We start from the raw sequence: 2,433 nt of genomic DNA on the forward strand, positions 1-2,433 counted from the left end.
TGTTTATGGCACACTAGAAATGTAGGAAACGGCAGCTAATTTATGTACATAAAAAAGGCCACTTGCCAACATCCTGAAAAATACATACACTCCTGTATGGGCATATCTTTACGGGAGGTAGTATAGGAGATGTTAGCAATGGCTGAAGTTAATTATATCAGACACGAAACGAATATAAAAGGTTGCAGCTATGCAGAAGTAGCGCGGCAGATGGGGGTAGATCGGCGAACGGTGAAGAAGTATTCCGACATGGAAGATTTCAATCCGGAGAAACCGATCAGACAAAAAAGAGTATCCCCTGTCATGGATCCAGTCAAACCGATTATCGATGAATGGCTGCTAGAGGATTTTAAAAAGAAAAAGAAGTTTCGCCGGACAGCAAAACGAATCTATGATCTATTAGTAGAACACCATCAGTTTACAGGATCTGACCGTTCGGTCCGGGACTATGTTTCCAAACGCAAGCGAGAGTTAGTAGAAGAAAGCGAAGAGACCGCTCTGCCATTAGAAACAAAGCCAGGGGCCACTCAGGTGGATTTCGGAGAAGCCCCTTTCCTGCATGAAGGTGAGGAAGTCATCCGTCATTTCTTGGTCCTTTCCTTCCCTTATAGTAACGCATTTTTATACCAGGTGTTCCCGTCGCAGAATCGAGAATGTTTTCTGCAAGGGTTAGCGAATATGTTTGAATTTTTGGAAGGCGTGCCGCATACCATCCGTTTTGATAACCTGTCACCTGCCGTCAAAAAAGTATTGCCGGAAGGCGAACGGGAACTTACAGAAGAGTTTGAGCGATTCGCTGCACACTATGGCTTTTCCTATGAATTCTGCAATCCGAACAGCGGCAATGAGAAAGGGCATGTAGAGGCCATGGTGAAGTATATCCGCAATAATTATCTGTTGCCAGCTGTGCCGTACAATCGTTTGGCAGCCTTAAATGAACAATCCTTTGCCTGGAGTGTGGGCGATCGGAAAAGAGCACATTACGAAAAGGAACTGCCGATTTCCGAACTTCATTTGGCAGACAAGGAGCAGCTGTTACAATTGCCAGGTAAAGCCTACGAATGCATTCGCTATGAACATTTGAAAGCAGACAAGTATGGATTTATCCGGATTGACCGGAAACAGTATTCCACGTCACCCCGCTTTGCAGGACAAGCAGTGACAGCCAAGCTTTCATTCGATCAAGTGACCATTCTAAATGAAAAGAATGAAATTCTCATCACACACGCACGACTCTATGGAAGTGAACGAAAAGCGATGAATTGGCAGCCATACTTAACACTGATGGCCAAACGGCCAACGGCATTGAAATACAGCTCCTTCTATGACCAGCTGCCGGAAGAATGGAAGCTCTACATGGAAGCCTGTTCGTTGGAAGAGAAGAAAGCAGCATTGAGCTTACTGGCCGTTCTTCTAAAGGAGCAGGACTTCGACCTGCCAACTGAGGCATTGCGTATGGCTTCTGAGCATGGACATCCAACTGCCGAGTCGATCAAGCATGTCTACTATCAGTTAGTCAATGGCCGTGGCATTCGAGAGACCTTATCACTTCCGCGATTGTCACAGAAGTTACCGATGGCAGAACCCGCTTCACGAGGACTTACCCACTATGATCAATTATTCGCGATGGCTGGAGGTGAGCAGTCATGAAGGAATTGATCGAGGAGCATGCGAAGCGATTAAAGCTCAGTTGGATTCGCGAGCATTATCATGAAGTGGAAGCATCCTCTCAAGAGGAGTTTCTACTGAAACTATTTGAAAAGGAAATCGAGCAACGAAAAGAACGGAAATTGAATCTCCTGATCAAGCAATCGTTATTGCCGGATATATCCGGCAGGCAGTTTGATTGGGATGGAATTCATATGAACAGCGATTTATTGAAAGAGGATGTATTGGCAGGAAGATTTATTGAGAGAAAAGAGAATCTCATTTTGTATGGAGGGGTAGGAGTTGGAAAGACCCTTCTAGCCTCCTTGTGCGGCTGGAATACGATTCATCAGACACAAAGGAAAGTACGCTTTTATACGATGGCCCAGCTGGTGAATCAACTACTGGAAGCCCATGAGAAAGGCACGCTCGGTAAAATCTACAAGCAGATAGAAGGATTGGATCTATTGATTTTAGATGAACTTGGCTACGTACCACTACATAAGCAGGGAGCAGAACTCCTGTTTCAAGTGCTTAATTTGTGTTACGAACGGCGAAGCGTAATCGTTACGACAAATCTTCAGTTCGGACAGTGGAATCATATATTCGGAGATCCCATCTTGACAGAAGCGTTTATTGATCGTTTAATTCATTACTCGCATTTACTGGTGTTTAATCGAGAAAGTTTTCGACACAAAGAATCATTACTCAATCGTTAAAAAAGGATGTTGGCAAGTAGCTACATTTTTAACTGCCAAATCATACATTTCCTACTTGCCAAATACA

At 44.2% G+C, this 2,433-nt stretch carries 2 protein-coding genes; both read left to right on the forward strand.

Annotated features, from left to right (window positions below; translation table 11 throughout):
• Positions 1 to 129 precede the first annotated feature (129 nt).
• Positions 130 to 1,650, forward strand: a complete 1,521-nt coding sequence (istA, locus tag ABMB67_RS23310) for an IS21 family transposase (protein WP_354573476.1) — start codon at positions 130 to 132, stop codon at positions 1,648 to 1,650.
• A complete protein-coding gene (gene istB, locus ABMB67_RS23315; protein WP_354573477.1) occupies positions 1,647 to 2,366 on the forward strand; it encodes an IS21-like element helper ATPase IstB in 720 nt (239 codons plus the stop codon). Before istA ends, istB begins: the two co-directional genes overlap by 4 nt.
• Positions 2,367 to 2,433 lie beyond the last annotated feature (67 nt).

This window comes from Halalkalibacter oceani, from assembly GCF_040544555.1.
In the GTDB taxonomy this organism is placed as follows: domain Bacteria; phylum Bacillota; class Bacilli; order Bacillales; family Bacillaceae_D; genus Halalkalibacter; species Halalkalibacter oceani.

Bases quoted from the DNA above. Each gene is read 5' to 3' on its own strand.
- istB (WP_354573477.1), top strand. From the start codon at position 1,647: ATGAAGGAATTGATCGAGGAGCATGCGAAGCGATTAAAGCTCAGTTGG.
- istA (WP_354573476.1), top strand. From the start codon at position 130: ATGTTAGCAATGGCTGAAGTTAATTATATCAGACACGAAACGAATATA.